The following is a 15,873-nucleotide window of genomic DNA, read 5'->3' as shown; positions in this document are numbered from 1 at the left end:
TCTACCGCAACGGGGCGGTGCTGCGGGCCGTCAACGAGGACCAGCTCGGCGTGGATTTCGGTCGGGTCTGGGGCTTCGGGGTGCACGACTGGTGCTCCGAGTGGGCGCTCCGGGACGCCGTCGACGAGGGCGCGACGTCCGATCTCCGACTGGTGGCGTCCCTGGTCAACGCGCCGACCACGCCCGGATTCGAGTTCGCCCAGCAGACCGTATTCGCGGCCCCGGTCGGGGCGTAGGGGGCTGCCGTGTTCTCCGTGCAGGAGCAGATCGGACTACGCCCGGTGTCCGTGCCGGGCGAAGCCGGGATCGCGCAGACCACCTCACGGGTCGCCGTGACCGGCGATGACCCGATCGCCTGGTACTCCCTGTCCAACCCGCTCGTGTGGGTCGGCGGGGTCCTGGCGGTGACGTTCGGCCTGGCCTCCGTCGCCGGGTCGGTCCGGCTCGGTCGGGCCAAGATTTCCGCATCCGCGGGGAAGGGCTGACCAGCATGGCAGCGAACACCAAGACCCCGGCGGCAGACGCCGACGAGATTACCCCGGCGGCCGACGTCGACGAGTCGGCGCAGGAGTCAGCCGCGCCGGCCGCGCCGGTTGCCGGGGATCTCGTCGAGTGCGAGGCCACCGGCCGGTACGGGATCGTCATCGACGCCGAACCGCATGTGGTGCTGTGGCTGGGCGTGCCCGAGCGGTGCGATCTGCCGCTGCGCCGGGTGGGCTGACCGGTGGCCGGCGAGCGGCTACGCGAGGGGGCATACACCGGGGGCTCTCGCATGGCCGCGGACTGGCCGGGCCCGGACGGTCGCGCCGACGAGCAGGACGACGTCGCCGGGGACCAGGACGACAACGAGCAGGACGACGTCGCCGGGGACCAGGACGACGTCGACGAGGACGACGTCGACGAGGACCAGGAGGACCAGGACCAGGACGACGAGCCGGCGCCCGCCCGGCCCGGCCGGGCCGCGAAGGCGGCCGGCGCTGGGGCTGGGTGGGTGCTCGGCGTGCTGTTCTGGGGCTGGGTCGCGCTGCCGTTCATCAAGGCCGGGCCGGGCGAGGTGAAGAAGACCCTCATGGCGAAGTTCTTCAACCGCGCGCCGGACGGGACGGAACTCCCGTGAGGCCGGGCGGGATTGTGCTGGTCGTCGCGGGTGCGTGGGTGCTGTGTCAGGTGCTGGGCGGTAACGCGCTCGGGCGGCTCGGGCTCACCTCGCCGAGCCGTGACCCGTTCGCGCAGCCCGGCGTCCAACGGCCCGATGACGGCTACGGGCCCGGCTACCGCGACGGCAACGGCAGGCCGCTGTGAAGCGCGGCATCCAGGGCTTCGCGGCCGGCGCGCTGACCCTCGTGGCCATGCAGGTGCTGGGCACGGCCAGGGGCGCGCAGCAGGGCGGAAAGCTGCTCGTGTGGCTAACCGGAGGCATCCGGCGGGCGCTGGCCGCAGACGTGCCGGCGATCCCCCGGGTCGGCAAGGCCACAGCCGGCAGCAGCGGCAAGAGCAAGAGCAAGAGCAACGACACAGAGATCGGCGGCGTGCTGCCACGCAACCCGCCGGTGCAGGTCTGAGACGGGGGGCAGGGGCATGGGACGGAAGGCGTTGGGTACGGCGGGCCTGCTGATCGGGATGTATCTCCTCGCGGCGCACGCGACCGGGTGGGGCCGACTGCTGCTGAACGCGGGTACCGCGGGAAGCGGCGTGGTCAAGACTTTCCAGGGGCGGTGAGCTGTGCGTCTGTTCGGTAAGCCGGGTAAGGCCGGCAAGGAGCAGCGGCCGGAGCAGGTTCCGGCGGGGGCCGGCGGTCGGGCGTCGGGCGGCAACGTCTTCCCGGGGCCGGCGATCATGTACGGGCCGCAGCCGCAGTCCGTGAGCCTGGCTACCCGGCTGCACATCGGGACGTCCCTGACGTCGCCGATGGTCGCTGGCCGGTACCGGCCGGGCGACCAGGGCGCGGCCACCCGGCGCGGGTGCGACGGCGGTAGTCCGGACCTGGGCGCGCTGCAAGCGTTCCGGGGGCTCGTCGGCGGTCCGGGCCGGGCCCAGGTCGGCGCGCAGGCGGGCCCGTCCGCGCAGCCCGGCTACCCGTCGACGGGCGGCGGGCCGCTGCTGGACGCGTTCGCCCGGATGTCTCAGCCGGACGTGCAGCCGTACGGCGGCATCCGGTGACGCGCGGGCGAGGCAAGCGGGCCGGCGGCGTGCTGGGCCTGCTCAAGGATCGGCGGGTGCAGGTGGCGGCCGGCGCCGCCGCGGTGCTGGGCCTGGTGGTCATGATGCGCCGCGGTGGCGGCGGGTCGGGCGTCGACGGCGCGCAGATCCAGCCGGCGGCTGGTTTCGACTCCTCGGGGACGGACCTGTACAACGCCCTCCAGGGCATCCAGGAGGGCTGGTCGGCGGACATGCGCGCCTTCACGGAGCAGCTTTCGATCTTCAACCGGGGGCGGACGACCACCCCGACCAGCCCGGACGACGTCCGCAACTTCCGCAAGCCGGGGTTCAGGCCGTACCCGGCGGGCAGCCGGCCGGCGCCGACGTTCTTCACCCCACCGTCGCCGCTGACGCCTGTTCGGCGGTGACGCAGTGGCGTCGCTGACCATGGCGCAGGTGTACGCCTACGCCAGGCAGGCCGGATTCGACCCGGCGGCGGCCGTCATCATGGCGGCCATCGCTGCGGGGGAATCCGGCCTGAACCCGGGCGCGGTCGGCGACGTCTCCCTGCAAGACGCCACATGGGGGCCGTCGGTCGGGCTGACGCAGATCCGCACGCTCAAGGCCGACACGGGGACCGGCCGGACGAGGGACATCACCCGGCTACGTGACCCGCTGGCCAACCTCACCGCGGCGTATGAGATCAGCGGCGGCGGCCGGGACTGGACGCCATGGACCGTCTACACCTCCGGCAAGTACCGGCAGTACCTCGGGCAGGCACAGGCGGCGGCGGGCAGCTCGTCGACGACGTACATCCCGGGGGCCGGCGCCGTACAGCGGGTGGGCCTGGCCGACGACATGGTGTCGCGGGCCGGCGGGCTCGTCGTCCAGGGGCTGATCGTGGTCCTCGGCGTGGTGCTCGTCGTGGCCGGCGCGGCCCGGACGACAGGGGGCGGCCGGTGAGCACTGCTGACCAGGTGATCGCCTACGGGATGGCCGAGATCGGCAAGCCGTACGTCTGGGGCAACGAGGGCCCGAACAGCTTCGACTGCTCGGGCCTGATGCAGTGGATCTTCGGCAAGGTCGGGATCGACCTGCCTCGCACCGCTCGTGAGCAGCAGCGATGGGCGAAGCCGGTCACCGACCCGCGCCCGGGAGACTTGGTGTTCTGGGGCAACCCGGCAACGCATGTCGGGCTGTACCTGGGCGGCGGCCGGTTCCTGGCCGCACCGTCGGCGGGCCGCAACGTGCAGGTGTCCAAACTCTACGGGCGGCCGACCTACGGACGGGCCCCGGGACTGTCCGGGGTAGCCGGCGCGGTCGGCGACCTCGTGACGACGCTGCCGGTCGCGGCGGGCGGCGGTACGTCGGCGGTGGACCGGTCCGCCGATCTGCTGCTGATTGGCCTGGTGGCCGCGGGCGGGGTGGCGCTGGTCGCGATGGGCGGCTGGCAAGCAGTCAAGGGGGGGCAATCGTGACGGAGGTCAGGGGCCCGCGCGGGCTCGTCAAGCTGCGCGACATGGCGGTCCGGGTGACCGGCCAGCCCGGCGGACAGCCGGCTACCCACGTCGATGGCGGGTACGGCACGGTGCGGGCTGCAGCCGCTGCCGTCGACGTCGACGAGCCGGTACCGGTGCCGGCGCGGCTGTCCCCGCGTGAGGCCGAACGCCTGATGCAGGCGGAGATGATGCAGGCCGTAGCCAGCCTCTGCGAGTCCACCACCGCGCTCGCCGCGCGGCTGGGCGGCCGGACCGGCGCAACGAACGGGGTCCTGCTGGTGAGGCTCGTCGCGCTCCCGGCGGGCCGCTGGTCGTACGCGGGACCGGTGGCGGTCGGGTCGGTGCTGATCACCAACCACCACGCCACCGACCCGCTCTACGTGGCGTCCGGCGATCAGGGCGACGTGCCGGTGCAGGGCCTGGGCGTGCAGCGCGTCGAGGCCGGCGCCACCCTGTCGATGCCGATCGGCGCGCACGCCTTCACGATCGCCGGCCCCGTCGACGCGGTGGCCAGCGTGCAGGCGTTCGCCGGCATGCAGGCGTACGGCATCGGCGGCATGCTGTGACCGGACCGTTCTTCCCCGACCGGCGCACGGCGGCCGGCGTCGGGGTGGTGCTACTCGCGGCCGGCTGGCTGTGCCTGCACGACGCGTACGTGCGCCGCAACGTCAAGCCGCCGCTGGCGCTCCGCCCGTTCTTGTGGTGGCGGTAGCGGTGGTGCCGTTCCTGGTGCCGCAACAGACCACCCTGGACGCCAACGGCGACGGCGTGGCCACCTACACCGCGCGGGTGCCGGTGCAGATCAACCACACCCGCGTGCAGGTGACCCCACCGCCGGGCCAGACGGCGACGACGAGGCGAGCTCGCGCGCTCGTCTACGCGTGCGGCTGGCCGCTGGAGGGCACGTACAGCGGCAGCAATGACCAGTCGGACACCCGACACGTCCTGCTGCCGGGAGAGACGCTGGAGTGCCGCTGGACCGGCGGCGACCCGGGCGCGACCGCAACGCTTATCGTGAGAGGGGTATCCCGCAGTGACCTTCGCTGATCCCATCGTCGACGACACGGAGCTGATCCGTGACGCGATCCGCAGCCCGAACTACATCCCGGGGGTGTCGGGCTGGTCGATCAACCGCGACGGGTCCGCCGAGTTTTCCGACGCGCGGACCCGGGGCGCCGTGGTGGTCGGCGACCCGGCCGGTTCGTCGGTGCAGATCCTCCCCGGGGCCCAAGCCCCGGCGGAGGTGGTGGCGCTGTACCCGGCGCCGTACGTGGTATCCACCATCCAGATCCAGCAGATCAGCCCGGCGTTGTACTGGTGGGATGCGGTCGTGGTCGGCCCGACCGCGGTGCAGTCCTTCGTCGCTCGGGGGGTGTCCGCAGACGGCATCCCCTCCGAGTACAGCCGATCGGGTTTCTCCGCGGTCAACGGAAACGCGCTGACGACGCTGGGATCCGACGGGGCAGCGATGCTGGTACCGGGCGGGTCGATCGAGGTCACCCCGCCCGGCCGGGTCACGGTCGGCGGGTACGCGCTGACCGGCCGGCGCGAGGTCTACAACGGGATGATGCCGACGCAGACCCTGGCGTCGACGCAGAGCACCTACGTCGACCTGCCGGGCGGCCCGACGATCCAGTACACCAAGCTTTACGGGGCGCCGGTCGGGGGCGGCCCCGGGCAGGCCGTGTCCCGGCTGGCGATCTCGGCGAGCATCGGCTGTTACAGCAACGTCGCGTCAGCCCAGGTGTGGTGGGGCGTGCGGATCCGCAGGGCACTCAGCGGCGGCGGGACTCTCCTTGTGGGCACGTACGACCTGGACACCCGCTGGTGGTACGTGGCGGACCACGCCAAGCTAGCCGGCGACGTTCGGGACGCGGGCGACCTCCCGGCCGGCGACTACCAGCTCAATTTGGTGTGGCGCCAATCCGCCGGGGCAACCGGCGTCGGCGTCCACTCCGGCACCGATCGGCTGTCGCTCGTGGTCGAGGAGCAGGGCGCGCTGATCGTGCCCCGGCCGAGGTAGACGAGCACGCGACGAGGGGCCCGGCCAGCCTGGCCGGGCCCCTCGTCGCTGATCCGAAAACGTAATCCTGGGATAAGTCGCGCCCTACAGCCGGTCGAGCTGCGCCACCACATCGGCCGGCAGGGCGGGGCAGGACACCAGCCGCATCTCGGTCTCGCCGTCGACCGGCCGGGACTCGTTGGTGTCCGCACGCAGGTACTCGTGTGGCCCCAGCTCGTCAACCCCGGCGGCAAAGTCGGCCGGATCCCACCCGATCTCCTCGGCGACCCGCTTGCGGTCGGCGGGGTTCGGCAGCTCGAAGACGTACACCAGATCGCTCTGCCCGAGCACGAGCGGGTCAACGGTGTGCGGCCGGGGGCAGCACAGCAGCACCGTGAGTTGCCGGTGCCGGTTGGACTGGAGAATGCGCAGCATGTGGGGCGGGGTGCGGTTGGCCCGGGCGATCAGCCCGACCTCATGCAGCAGCACGCACACGCGGCCGGTGCGGTACGCCATCCCAAGGACGGCGTCGACGTCCTCGACGAACGTGGGGGAGCCGGCGTCGGGGTGGTACCGCAGGGTCATGCGCTTGCCATCCTCGCGCAGGTGCTCCGGCCACCTCGTCGGCAGCTCGTCGACGGTGCCGCGTAGCTCGATGACGCCCCGGTGCGGCCCGTCCGTCCCGTTGACGTCGATCACCACCCGGTCGTACGGGTAGGACTCAAACCAGAGCAGCGCCATTTTGCTCTTGCCGCTGCGCTTTTTGCCGAGACAGGTGATGATCACGCCCTTCGACGGGTCGATCTCCCCGCGGCTGGTCAGCGTCCCCACGGGGTCAGGCCAGGGCCGGCACGGCGTCGCCCTGGCCGTCGTCGTTCGGCTGCTCGGCGAGGAGGCGGGCGAGCGCGTCCAGGTCCACCAAGCCGGCGCGGGCCGCGAGGTCGGCGGGCGACCCGGCCGGCGGCGGCATCGTGACGAGCTGCGCCGACCGGACGGCGGCAGCCAGCTCGGCGGCAGCCGCGGCCCGGCGGGCGGCGGCGACAGCGACCCGGCCGGCGATCACTCCGGCGGCCAGGCCGAGCACGCCGACCGCGAGCGCCCGGGCGACCCGGGGCCGCGCGGGCCGCTCGTCGACGGGCAGCTCGTCGACGGCGGGCTGCTCGTCGACGGGCAGCTCGTCGGGGTCTGGGCCGGCGCCGGCGAGGTATCGCCGCCGGGCGTCGGCCAGCTCGGCGAGGTCGGCCAGCTCGGCGCGGCGGGTGTCCGCCTCGTCGGACAGGTCGCGCAGGCCCTGGCCGGCGAGGGCCAGCCCGAGCGGGATCAGGGACGCGCGCAGCAGCAGCGACAGGCGGGGCATCAGGACTCCTCCGGGTAGGCCACCGTGGCGGCCGGGATGCGGGTGATCAGGGGGCCGGCGTCCTCGTCGAGCACGTAGGCGTGCACGGCGGCGGCTGCCTCGGCGACGTCGCCGACGTCGTCGCCGAGCAGGTCGGTCGGCAGGTGCCGGGCCGCGATGCGTCCGATCGGGTCGGCGACGTCGGCCACCTGGCGGCGGGTCGGCTGGCGCAGGTGCCGACCGGACCGGGCGAGCAGACCCGCGGTGATGCCGGCGAGGATCACCAGCAGGCCGGCGAGCGTGCGTCCGGCGGCGGCGGGGTCGCTAGTACCCGAGGTGCGCGTACGCCGCGCGGCCGGTGGCTCCGGACTCAGGGGCGGGGGCGCGGCCGGGCCGTCGTCCGGCGGGCTCGGCTGCGGGGGCTCCGGGCTGCTCGGCTCGTCGCTGGGGCTCGTGGTCGGGCTGCTCTCCGGCAGTTCGTCGAGCTGGTCGTGGTGGGGCTGGCGGAACGCCGGGAGCGGAATCGCCGGCAGGTCGTCGAGCATGGTTCACCCTCGGGATCGTCGAGCGGCGCCGGGCCGGCGCCGGTTGGTCGGTCTGTGCAGGGTCAGCCGGCGCGGCGGCCGGCGGGGTCTCGGTGGCGTCGCCCTTGATCCGGCGGGCCAACACGATGCCGTCGCACGCTGGCGCGGGACACCTGCCCCTCCAGGTGACGCGGTTGCGGGGTGCCGTGGTCTTGACGACGTGCAGGCACTTCGGGCACGTGCCCTGGACGGCTACTGCCACCCGTCACCACCTCCCATGAGTAAGGGATACAAACCCTTCCGGTCCTTACTGGACTCTCGGGGGATGTAAGGGCCGATCGGACGTCGACACCTTACGTCAAAGGTGGGAGCATCCTGTCCCATGGAGGGGAAAATGGCCGTACGGCTGAGCAGGCTTGCGGCTGCTCATGACCGGTCCAAAGAGGCGTACGAGGATGACGTTTCCGCACTTCGCGCGGCGATTCGGGAGGCTGACGAGGCGGGCGAATCTGTACGGAAAATCGCGGCGGCGTGTGGCTACTCGCCGAGTCACACCCACCGGATCATGTCCGGGCTGGTGGCGTAGTGGCAGCGTGGCGGGAGGAGGATCACCCCCGCGACGAGCGTGGGCGGTTCGCGTCGAAGGGGGCGCTGGCGGCTCACCAGATCGGGCGGACGGTGGCCAGCCCGACCACGGCCAGCGATGAGGCGTTGCTCGATGTATTCGTCCGGGTCGCGGGCAAGGCCAAGCTTTCCCCGCGCGATGAGGCGGCGCTGGTCGCCCTGGACGCGGAGATGCAGCGGCGTGACGCTGGCGGCGAGCGCGAGCCAACTGCGCAAGAGCGGGCCGTTGACGACCTCGTCGGCGCCGGCCGGTCGTATGAGGAGGCGTACCGGGAGGTCTACGGGGATCTCGGCGCGGACGACAGCGACCGGCGGCGCGGGGAGAGTCGGGAGCAGGCGCGGCGCCGGCAGTACGCAGAGCTGACCGCGCTCGCGGTGCTGCAAGCGGAGAGCGCGACCCGCGGAAACCTGCTCGCCAAGTCGGCGGCGGCGGCCGGCGTCGACCCGGTGAGCATCTTCTCTGGGCCCCGGGCGCGGGCCCGGAAACACGCGTCCGAGGAACTGCTGCGGTGGTGGGAGGATCACCCCCGGATCACGTACGCGGAGTACCGCGCGGACCAGCTCGGCGACGCGGCCGGGGGCCGGCGGGCCCGGGCGGCCCGGAAGCAGGCCAGCAACGGAAGGGACTTCGCGGCATGACGGCGACGACGCAGGCAGACCGCGACCGGGCGGCCCGGGGCGGCCGACTCGCGGCCCGATCCGGAGCGGGCGCGGGAAGCTGCCCGTACGACGCCAACGGCGACGCGCGGCAACGCCAACTCGCCCTTGTCTACGTCCGGGCGTACCTCGCGGCCGGCGGGACGCTGGACGGACTCGACTACGGCGACAACCCGGCCAACAACCCGGCCAGCCCGGCGGCGGCGCCGACGTCGACCAGGGCGACGCGGTCCACCAGGCCGGGCGGGCGACCGTACGGGCACCTCGGCTACCAGTAACGGGCCCGGTGCCGTCTGTCGTACGGGTGTACGCTGACCGCGTCTCGGGGGGGACCGCAGGGAGGGCAACCAGGCTGCTGCACTGGTTGCCCTCCCTGCTGCCGTAGACGGGCCTGTCGACAGTGGAGCCCGCCTGCTACCGTGCGCAGCGCAGGAGCGCGCCGGGCCGATTAACGAGGCCGGACCGGCGCGCTTTTGCTTGCGGACAGTCACAGAGCGTGTTAGCCGGCGGGTCCGTAGGGTGACCGGCGAATGATGACCGGGCCGCCGACCGGGCTATGTGGTCGATACGTCGGGACGTCACCGCAAGACGGCGATAGATCAACCACTGCACTCAGTAGTTGAATGCTCGCCCGAGTCGGCGCGATTCCTGTCTGTACGGCCAGTCTCCGGCGTGTCTCTTGCTCCCGCGAGCATGACAGCGGACGATGGCACCCGGCCCCGTGATCTTCTCGTCCCCCCCGAGAAGAGTCGGGGCCCCGACGAATAGCAGTCGTCGGGGCCCTTCAACTCCGGGAGGTCGGTGGACCCGTTCCCCAACGGATCCCCTCGACCGGAGGGCCGCACAACCGATCTCTCACATCGGAAGGCGACAGCACGAATGGTAGACCAGGCGACCGGCCCCCGGGAGAAATCCCAGCGCGGCGCGTCCCGTCGTCGCAGTGAATCACGTAACGATCTCGCGTCTCGCCGTCCGGCGCGGCGCGTGCCCGTGCATCCGACCACCGTTCCGGAGGCGATCGGCGCAGCCGCCGAGACGCCCTCTTGGTACGTCGCAAACTTCGTACCCACCGCAGGTCAGGACGCAGGCGAACCCCGCCGTACAGCCCGATGGGCGCTGCGGGGACTGCTACGCCAGGACGGCGTGAGTGCCCTGCCCCGGGTGGCCAAGTGCGGGATGCCGATCGGTAACACGCCGGTACGTGTCAAGCGGGATTCCGACGGTGGCGCGCACATGTCCGGCCACGAGACGTGCTCGTCGGTCTGGTCGTGCCCGGTCTGCGCGGCGTCGATCCGGTCGCACAGGGCCGACGAGATTACGCGCGGCCTGGCCGAGCATCTGCGCCGGCCGACCCGCGACGAGCGCAGGTCCGGCAGGAAGAAGTCGGGATTGCCGGCGCAGAAGGGCGGCGCGGTGCTGGTGACGCTGACGCTGCCTCACCAGGCAGCCGATGCGCTTGCGCGCACGGTTGAGCTGGTCAGCGAGGCGTTCCGGTTCGTGCAGCGCGGTCGGGCCTATGCCGGCGAGCGCGATCGGTACGGCATCCTAGGACACATCAGAGCGTTTGAAGTGACGCACGGGGAGCACGGCTGGCACCCTCACTTGCACCTGATCCTCGTCACCGCGGCCCGGCTGACCGACGAGGAATGCCGGGAGCTGGAGGCGGCATGGCTGGCCAGGTGGAACCGGTTCTTGGCCCGTGAGGGCTGGCCGGCGGCCAGCGCGGCGCACGGGGTGCGCTTCGATCTCGTCCGGCGGGACTCGGCGGCCGTCGCGGTGTACGTGACCAAGCTGCAAGAGGGCGCCGACAAGGGCAAGCCGGCGCGGCGGTCCAACGTCGGCAACGAGGTCACCCGGTCGGATCTCAAGGGCGGCCGGCGTGGGTCGCGGGTGCCGTTCGAGATTCTCGCCGACTTCGGGTCGGACGGATCCGCCGAGGATCTCGCGCTCTGGCACGAGTACCAGCTAGCGACGAAAGGCCGCTCGGCTATCCGCTGGTCACGGGGACTGCGCGCGCTGCTGCTCCCCGATGAGGACGAGCTGACCGACGAGGCGATCACCGACGAGGCCGCCGACGCGGAGACGATCGCCGTCATCACGGCACCGCTGTACCGGGCGATCGCTGCGCGCCCGTACGGCGAGGCGTACCTACACGTAGCGGCAGAGCGCGGGGGGCTCGATGGCATCCGGCGGTATGTACGCGCGCTCGGACTCAGTCCGAGCGGCGTTCACCCGCCGGAAGCCTGGGAGAACTTCGCGGAGATCGATGAGTACAACCAGGGGAGGGAAGAGTGAGCACGAGGTCTTACCGCGACTGGGTGGCGAAGGGCCGCCCGTTCCGGCTGGCGCGGCCGGTCGCCGAGCTGGTGACGTGGGCGAAATCCGCGGGGGTGTCGGTGCTGGGCACCATCGGCAACGAGGAGCACCTAACGAAGGACATCCCGGAGGACCACACCCCGTTCAGCTCGACGGCGTGGCCGGTGCCGCTGCCGGGCTACGTGGTGTGCGCGATCGACCTGGCAAACGTGCGACTGCTCGGCGAGAAGATCGAGGCATCGGCGCGGCGCGGGGAGCTGCCGTGGCTCAAGTACATGAACCACAGCGGCCGAAACATCAGCTTCAAGGGCGGGACGCCGGTAACGACGTCCAGCCGTGATCATCACGTGCACCTGTCCGTACGGTCGGACTGGTGTGACCGCTCCATCGGGTCATTCGACCCGTGGGGCACGACCAAGGGGGAGACGATGACGATCGAGAAGGGCGACCTCAGAGACATCGCGGAGGAGGTGGCCCAGCGGCTCACCACCCGCGACATCTGGCCCAACGGGTACGCGGACCGGGCCACCAATCCCACGATCGCCCTGGGGACGTTCGTCCGGAACACGGCCGGGGACCTGGCGGCGGTCAAAGCGCAGCTCGCACGGCTGGAGGCACGACCGCCGGTCCAGCTCGACCGGGCCATGCTCGTCGACGTCCTGACGGAGGTCATCGGCAAGGTGGACGGCCGGTGACCGGGCACGAGCGGCCGTCGATCTCGTGGCCGATGGTGGCGCTCGCGGCCGTGGTCCTGGCGGCCACGGTCGCGGCGCCGAGGTTCGGCGCGTCGCCGGGTGACGTCCTGGCGGCGGTCGCCGCGGTGACCGGATTCGGGGCCCTGGCCTACGGCCGGCAGGCGGCCCGGCAGACGAATGGCGTACTGGACAGCCGGATGGACGCGGCGGTACAGCGGGGGATCGCCGCGGCTCTCGACGGGCAGCCGCCCGTCGAGAGCGGGCCGGCGCCGGCCGGCGGCGTGTCGTACGGCGCCGGGCCGGCGCCGGCCCCGTACGCTGACAGGTAGCACCACCGCCCCGCATCTGCGGGGCGTGCTCCCCACCTGTGTGGGGGTGGATCACAACGTTAGGCCGGTCCGGCACGAGTCACAGACCGTGGTGGAACGGAGGAGGGCCCCCGGCATGCCGGGGGCCCTCGTCATCTTCGTACCCGGGTCATCCCTGGCCGTTGGCCTCTGCAACAACGTCGTTGCACATCTCGTGGTCGTGTTCCTGGTCGCCGGGGTACGCGCACCTGGGGACCACGTCGGTAGGGGCTGCGGGGCGGGTCGTGTGCATCGCGAGAGCCTTGCCCAAACGGTCGGAGACCCATGCCTTGACGTCGCGGGTCGATGGCCTGTCGTCGGTGAGGGCCTGCAGGATGCGGGCGACGTCGGAGAGCGCGTCAACCCGGCCGTCACGGTACCCGGAGTCGTAGTCGCCGACCTTGACGGCCGGCGGCATGATCCCATCGGCGACGTCTTCGACCAGGGTGCGGCGGTCGCGGCCGTACTCGCGGTGCGCCCGGTCGACCTCGTCGACGAGGTGCATCCGGGAAAGCTGCCCGTGCCGGTACCGGCCGTACAGGTCGGTGACCCGACGGTGCATCCGGCGGGACAGGTTGTCGAGCCGGACCAGCATCTGTGCGTAGCCGGGCGGGGCGGGCGGTACGGGCGTGCCGTCGGTTTCCGCCCATCGGTACTCGGACATGCTGGTCACTGGGTCACCTCTACTGCGGTCGGTCGGATCTTGTCCAGGATGCGGCGGACGTGCCGCAGGCTCCCGCCGGTCACCTCGGCCAGGTGCTCCGGAGTGAGGTCGGCGCACTCGTCGACCGCCTGCTGAACCTGCCTGGTCAGCTCACCGCGGCGCCACCGGCGGCCGGTCGGGGGCACGTGGTCGGGCCGGGCGGGGAAGACGTCGGGCACCGTGTCGGGCACCGTGTCGGGGTTGTGCGGGGACATGTCCACGTCGGGTGGGGACATGTCCGGCTGGTGCTGGCGGGGGGTGCCGCGGCGGGTCAGGATCTCCACACTCAGCAGGAATGCGACGGCGGGCCAGCCGGCGACCGCCATGCGTACGGACGGATCGTCGAGCAGGTCCGGCCGCGTGCTGATGATGTTGGCGGCGAGGGTGGCCGCGATGCCTGCCATGAGCCCGACGCGGGCCGACAGTCGAGGTTGGCGCCGGTTCCGCTTGTCGTCGACGAGCGCGGCGGTGGCCACCACGATCAGCCCGTCGGCGGACAGCGGGAGCACGGCGGCGACGCTGGCGTGCTCTCCGGCGGCGGTGGCTACGTGATAGATGTGCTGGTAGGACGCGAATCCGGCGACCCCTGCGACGAGTCCGGCGCCGGCCCGGCTGATCAGGGTTGCGGGCCTCATCGGGTGGCCTTCCTGACCTGCTCGATGAGGGCACTCAGCAGCCGACTGTGTGCACGTATCCGCCGGGAACACTTTCGCTGGGCGGCTTCGTAGACGGCCGCGAAGTCGTCGCCGGTCCGGTGGCCGGCGTGTGCCAGCTCCAGGCAGGCGAGGCCGTACTGGGAGGCCATCTTCTCAACAGCGATTTGCAGGCGAGCGGTACGCAGGTACTCGGGTGCCTCGTCCCAGGTGGGGCGACCGTCGGGGAGCGGCATCAGGCCACGCCCCGGCCGGGGGTGAGAGCGGGGTCGGCGAGGGGCGCGGGGGCGACCGGGTACAGCGCACGCCGGGCGCCCTCGGCGGACCAGCTCGGCCCGTTGGAGGGGCGGCCGGGCCGCTGCGCCGGCACCGGGCCGGCGTTGACCGGCCAGGACGACACCGGTCCGGCGGGCATCTCCGCTGCCGCGGTGGCGGGGCCGGTGTCGACGGCGGGCTCGTCGGTGGGGCTGTCGGCACGGACCGGGAGCCACTGCACAACGCAGAGCTGCCAGCCGGCGAGCCGACCACGCCAGAGCGCGAGCCGACCACCGCGGTGGTCGGGCCGGTCGTACTGCTCAAGGTGCGTCAGCGCCTGGAGGATGGTCCGCCGGGACTGCACCTCGGTGGAGTCCAGCAGGACGGTGCTCCACCCGGACCAGCGGTTGTACATCAGACCGCCGTCCTCAGCGAGCTTGGCCAGCACGAACAGGGCGGCGGCGAGCATGGCCGCGGTGGGCTGGCGAACGTCGGTACGATCCATCACGGGGTGACCTCCTAGATAGGTGCTCCGGTACGGCGGGCGGGTCGGTGCCTCTCACCGATCCGCCCGTATCACTGTCTGGGGTAGCGCTTCCAAGCTGCCTGGCGTGACATCCCGGCCTTTCGGCCGACCTCACCCCACGACACACCCTGATCGACAAGGGTCTGTGCAAGCAGGTCGCGGACACGTCCGGCCTGCCTCCACAGCGTCGATACCGCGGCGAGCTGATCGCCGATCGGCGCGGCCGGGTCAATGGCGTCGGTCGCGCGTCGTAGGTCCTGCAAGCTCCCCATGGCGTCAACTTAGTTGACGCGCGTGGACATGTCCAGTCGACGCGCGGACATGTCCCCTTCCGGGGACGGCCGGCGCGCTGGTACCTCTCTCCTGATCTTCAACGGACGGTGACGGACGGGGGGCAGTCATGCGGGGGAAGCAGATCCTGGTGACGGCCGTGATCGCGCTCGCGGTGACGGTCGGATACCAGCAGTACATGGCCAAGCGGGGCTGAGGGGTGTTCGGCAAGCGGGCCGCGTTCTGGGGGGCGGTGGCTGGGGTGAGCATCCTCAGCCATGTCGCCCTGGAAATCGCCGCCGACAAACTGCCGTTCCTCGGCCTGTCGCGGCTCGTCGCGTACATCCATCGCGGACCAACGGGGGGGGCGCAGTAATGGCCAGTGTCGGCCAGCCGATCAGCGCGCTACAGGGCGTGCAGGCTCAGAATGTCGTGATCAACCCGGCCGCGTTCTACCCGGCCACCAGGCGGCTGACCTTCCCGATGAAGCCAGTGGGGCCGATTCAGGGCCTGGGGGCGGTGGACTCGACCACCCTCAAGCAGACCGGGGTGATCTCCGCACTGGACGTGCGGATTTCGGGCACCGTGACGTTCGGCGGCACGATCGCCGGCACCACGATGTCGTACCGGTGGCCCTACGACCTGGCAAAGGCGATCAAGGTCAGCGCCAACGGTCAGGCCAACCTGATCAACGCGTCGGGGCTCAAGATCAAGGCGCTCCAGATGGCACAGGAGCGGGTCAACGACCGTGGCGTGTCGCGGACGGTCGGGGCCGGCACCGTCGCGCAGGGCACCCTGTCGCTGTCGTCGGACGACTGGGGCACGAGCGGCGTCAACCAGCTCGGCCCGGGCGTCACCGTGGCGGCGGCCGGTACCTACGCGGTCGACATCAATTTCCGGGTGCCGGTGGCCTTCGACCAGCGGACCCTTCTCGGCGCGATCTTCGCCCAGACCGCGCAGACCAACCTGACCTGTGAGGTCGAGTACGAGACGCAGTCGGCGCTGATGACTCTCGGCGGCGCGGCCACGTTCTCCCACGCACTGACCTCGGAGATCAGCGGCGTGGTGTACACGATTCCGCAGGTCGGCGGCCAGTTCGTGGTGCCGGACCTCAGCGCGTTCCACCAGTTCGTACAGTCGAGGTCGACCGCGCTGGCGCAGGGCGAGAACGAAATCATGCTGCCGGGTACCGGCATCGGTCGGCAGCTCATGAGGGTGTTCTTCCAGACCTGGACCGGCACCGGTGCCGCCGCAACCCCGCTCACGATGAACGCGACCAACTACGGCCAGCTCGGCTGGCGGTACGGCGGTAACGACACCCCCGAGG

The 15,873-nt window shown here is 71.9% G+C and carries 28 protein-coding genes; 20 read left to right on the top strand and 8 right to left on the bottom strand.

Going from position 1 to position 15,873, the window contains the following annotated elements; genetic code table 11:
- The 14 genes from C5N14_RS32520 to C5N14_RS31095 form a co-directional block, all read left to right on the top strand.
- Positions 1-236: hypothetical protein (locus tag C5N14_RS32520; protein WP_165878303.1), on the top strand; the 236-nt coding region annotated here is incomplete at its 5' end.
- Between the two features lie 18 nt (positions 237-254).
- Positions 255-485, top strand: coding sequence for a hypothetical protein (locus C5N14_RS31145; protein WP_128763720.1), 231 nt, complete (start codon positions 255-257; stop codon positions 483-485).
- 5 nt (positions 486-490) lie between these two features.
- Positions 491-721, top strand: coding sequence for a hypothetical protein (locus C5N14_RS31140; RefSeq protein WP_117673452.1), 231 nt, complete (start codon positions 491-493; stop codon positions 719-721).
- 51 nt (positions 722-772) lie between these two features.
- The gene (locus C5N14_RS31135; protein ID WP_117673450.1) at positions 773-1,117 is read left to right on the top strand and encodes a hypothetical protein; all 345 of its coding nucleotides are present in this window, start codon (positions 773-775) and stop codon (positions 1,115-1,117) included.
- 38 nt (positions 1,118-1,155) lie between these two features.
- Positions 1,156-1,302 carry a hypothetical protein gene (locus C5N14_RS32515; protein WP_165878302.1) on the top strand — a complete coding sequence of 49 codons (147 nt, stop codon included), beginning with the start codon at positions 1,156-1,158 and terminating at the stop codon, positions 1,300-1,302.
- On the top strand, positions 1,299-1,562 hold the full coding sequence (locus tag C5N14_RS31130) for a hypothetical protein (protein ID WP_117673448.1): 264 nt from the start codon (positions 1,299-1,301) through the stop codon (positions 1,560-1,562). The genes C5N14_RS32515 and C5N14_RS31130 overlap by 4 nt, the downstream gene beginning before the upstream one ends.
- Positions 1,563-1,722: 160 nt before the next feature.
- Positions 1,723-2,160: a hypothetical protein gene (locus tag C5N14_RS31125; RefSeq protein WP_117673446.1), complete on the top strand. Its 438-nt coding sequence runs from the start codon at positions 1,723-1,725 to the stop codon at positions 2,158-2,160.
- Positions 2,157-2,567: a hypothetical protein gene (locus C5N14_RS31120; RefSeq protein WP_117673444.1), complete on the top strand. Its 411-nt coding sequence runs from the start codon at positions 2,157-2,159 to the stop codon at positions 2,565-2,567. The genes C5N14_RS31125 and C5N14_RS31120 overlap by 4 nt, the downstream gene beginning before the upstream one ends.
- Positions 2,568-2,571: 4 nt before the next feature.
- Entirely contained in the window at positions 2,572-3,102 is a 531-nt protein-coding gene (locus C5N14_RS31115) for a transglycosylase SLT domain-containing protein (protein ID WP_117673442.1), read from the top strand.
- A complete protein-coding gene (locus tag C5N14_RS31110; protein WP_165878301.1) occupies positions 3,099-3,617 on the top strand; it encodes a C40 family peptidase in 519 nt (172 codons plus the stop codon). The genes C5N14_RS31115 and C5N14_RS31110 overlap by 4 nt, the downstream gene beginning before the upstream one ends.
- Positions 3,614-4,204, top strand: coding sequence for a hypothetical protein (locus tag C5N14_RS31105; protein WP_117673438.1), 591 nt, complete (start codon positions 3,614-3,616; stop codon positions 4,202-4,204). Before C5N14_RS31110 ends, C5N14_RS31105 begins: the two co-directional genes overlap by 4 nt.
- A complete protein-coding gene (locus C5N14_RS32510) occupies positions 4,201-4,350 on the top strand; it encodes a hypothetical protein (protein WP_165878300.1) in 150 nt (49 codons plus the stop codon). The genes C5N14_RS31105 and C5N14_RS32510 overlap by 4 nt, the downstream gene beginning before the upstream one ends.
- A gap of 2 nt (positions 4,351-4,352) precedes the next feature.
- Positions 4,353-4,685 carry a hypothetical protein gene (locus tag C5N14_RS31100; protein ID WP_165878299.1) on the top strand — a complete coding sequence of 111 codons (333 nt, stop codon included), beginning with the start codon at positions 4,353-4,355 and terminating at the stop codon, positions 4,683-4,685.
- Positions 4,672-5,661, top strand: coding sequence for a hypothetical protein (locus tag C5N14_RS31095; protein ID WP_117673434.1), 990 nt, complete (start codon positions 4,672-4,674; stop codon positions 5,659-5,661). The genes C5N14_RS31100 and C5N14_RS31095 overlap by 14 nt, the downstream gene beginning before the upstream one ends.
- Positions 5,662-5,745: 84 nt before the next feature.
- Here the strand turns inward: C5N14_RS31095 and C5N14_RS31090 are convergent, their stop codons facing one another.
- The 3 genes from C5N14_RS31090 to C5N14_RS31080 are packed head-to-tail and all read right to left on the bottom strand — an operon-like array spanning position 5,746 to position 7,521.
- The gene (locus tag C5N14_RS31090; RefSeq protein WP_117673432.1) at positions 5,746-6,471 is read right to left on the bottom strand and encodes a hypothetical protein; all 726 of its coding nucleotides are present in this window, start codon (positions 6,469-6,471) and stop codon (positions 5,746-5,748) included.
- A gap of 4 nt (positions 6,472-6,475) precedes the next feature.
- Positions 6,476-6,997, bottom strand: a complete 522-nt coding sequence (locus C5N14_RS31085) for a hypothetical protein (protein ID WP_117673430.1) — start codon at positions 6,995-6,997, stop codon at positions 6,476-6,478.
- Positions 6,997-7,521 (bottom strand): hypothetical protein, encoded by a 525-nt coding sequence (locus C5N14_RS31080; protein WP_117673428.1) that lies wholly within the window; start codon positions 7,519-7,521, stop codon positions 6,997-6,999. Before C5N14_RS31080 ends, C5N14_RS31085 begins: the two co-directional genes overlap by 1 nt.
- A 564-nt stretch (positions 7,522-8,085) precedes the next feature.
- Between C5N14_RS31080 and C5N14_RS31070 the strand changes: the two genes are divergently transcribed.
- The 5 genes from C5N14_RS31070 (at position 8,086) to C5N14_RS31050 (ending at position 12,121) form a co-directional block, all read left to right on the top strand.
- Positions 8,086-8,763, top strand: a complete 678-nt coding sequence (locus C5N14_RS31070; RefSeq protein ID WP_117673424.1) for a hypothetical protein — start codon at positions 8,086-8,088, stop codon at positions 8,761-8,763.
- Positions 8,760-9,059 (top strand): hypothetical protein, encoded by a 300-nt coding sequence (locus tag C5N14_RS31065; protein ID WP_117673422.1) that lies wholly within the window; start codon positions 8,760-8,762, stop codon positions 9,057-9,059. Before C5N14_RS31070 ends, C5N14_RS31065 begins: the two co-directional genes overlap by 4 nt.
- A gap of 865 nt (positions 9,060-9,924) precedes the next feature.
- Positions 9,925-11,076, top strand: coding sequence for a protein rep (locus C5N14_RS31060; protein WP_117673420.1), 1,152 nt, complete (start codon positions 9,925-9,927; stop codon positions 11,074-11,076).
- Positions 11,073-11,792 carry a hypothetical protein gene (locus tag C5N14_RS31055; RefSeq protein WP_128763718.1) on the top strand — a complete coding sequence of 240 codons (720 nt, stop codon included), beginning with the start codon at positions 11,073-11,075 and terminating at the stop codon, positions 11,790-11,792. Before C5N14_RS31060 ends, C5N14_RS31055 begins: the two co-directional genes overlap by 4 nt.
- Complete coding sequence (locus C5N14_RS31050) at positions 11,789-12,121, top strand: hypothetical protein (RefSeq protein ID WP_117673416.1); 333 nt, start codon at positions 11,789-11,791, stop codon at positions 12,119-12,121. Before C5N14_RS31055 ends, C5N14_RS31050 begins: the two co-directional genes overlap by 4 nt.
- A gap of 148 nt (positions 12,122-12,269) precedes the next feature.
- On the opposite strand, the gene C5N14_RS31045 is transcribed toward C5N14_RS31050, so the two are convergent.
- The 5 genes from C5N14_RS31045 to C5N14_RS31025 form a co-directional block, all read right to left on the bottom strand.
- Positions 12,270-12,812 carry a hypothetical protein gene (locus C5N14_RS31045; protein WP_117673414.1) on the bottom strand — a complete coding sequence of 181 codons (543 nt, stop codon included), beginning with the start codon at positions 12,810-12,812 and terminating at the stop codon, positions 12,270-12,272.
- Entirely contained in the window at positions 12,809-13,477 is a 669-nt protein-coding gene (locus C5N14_RS31040; RefSeq protein WP_117673412.1) for a DUF2637 domain-containing protein, read from the bottom strand. The genes C5N14_RS31045 and C5N14_RS31040 overlap by 4 nt, the downstream gene beginning before the upstream one ends.
- Positions 13,474-13,731, bottom strand: coding sequence for a hypothetical protein (locus tag C5N14_RS31035; RefSeq protein WP_117673410.1), 258 nt, complete (start codon positions 13,729-13,731; stop codon positions 13,474-13,476). Before C5N14_RS31035 ends, C5N14_RS31040 begins: the two co-directional genes overlap by 4 nt.
- The gene (locus C5N14_RS31030; protein ID WP_128763717.1) at positions 13,731-14,255 is read right to left on the bottom strand and encodes a hypothetical protein; all 525 of its coding nucleotides are present in this window, start codon (positions 14,253-14,255) and stop codon (positions 13,731-13,733) included. Before C5N14_RS31030 ends, C5N14_RS31035 begins: the two co-directional genes overlap by 1 nt.
- 71 nt (positions 14,256-14,326) lie before the next feature.
- Positions 14,327-14,548 carry a helix-turn-helix domain-containing protein gene (locus C5N14_RS31025; RefSeq protein ID WP_117673406.1) on the bottom strand — a complete coding sequence of 74 codons (222 nt, stop codon included), beginning with the start codon at positions 14,546-14,548 and terminating at the stop codon, positions 14,327-14,329.
- Positions 14,549-14,960: 412 nt separating this feature from the next.
- Between C5N14_RS31025 and C5N14_RS31020 the strand changes: the two genes are divergently transcribed.
- Positions 14,961-15,873: hypothetical protein (locus C5N14_RS31020; RefSeq protein WP_133305776.1), on the top strand; the 913-nt coding region annotated here is incomplete at its 3' end.

The organism is Micromonospora sp. MW-13, from assembly GCF_003434305.1.
Lineage (GTDB): Bacteria > Actinomycetota > Actinomycetes > Mycobacteriales > Micromonosporaceae > Micromonospora.
This window is presented reverse-complemented; position numbering and strand designations above follow the sequence as displayed.